At 67.2% G+C, this 308-nt stretch carries 1 pseudogene; it reads left to right on the forward strand.

Annotation, left to right across the window (positions count from 1 at the left end):
- Nucleotides 1-308 (forward strand): annotated as a pseudogene (locus tag WG8_RS23525) (PfkB family carbohydrate kinase); the annotation flags it as partial.

The following is a 308-nucleotide window of genomic DNA, read 5'->3' on the forward strand; positions in this document are numbered from 1 at the left end:
CTGTGCGGGCGACCGGGTTTGTCGCCGGACACACCGGACGGCTGCTCACCGACGGGCTGAGCGCGGAAGGCGTGAGCGTCGATTTCATCGAAGCGGCTCACGGGGAAACCCGTCTCGCCATTACTGTGCTCGACCCGTCTGCGCACACGCAGACCGAGCTCATCGAGAGCGGTCCGACCATCGGACCGCTGGAGCTCGCCGCGCTGCGGCGCAAAATCACGACCCTTGCCGCAGACTCGGCTTGGGTCGTATTCTCGGGCAGCCTGCCTCCCGGCTGCCCGCCAGATCTGTACGCCAAGCTGTGCACG

Origin of the sequence: Paenibacillus sp. Aloe-11 (assembly GCF_000245715.1) — a bacterium.
Classification (GTDB): Bacteria; Bacillota; Bacilli; order Paenibacillales; family Paenibacillaceae; genus Paenibacillus; species Paenibacillus kribbensis.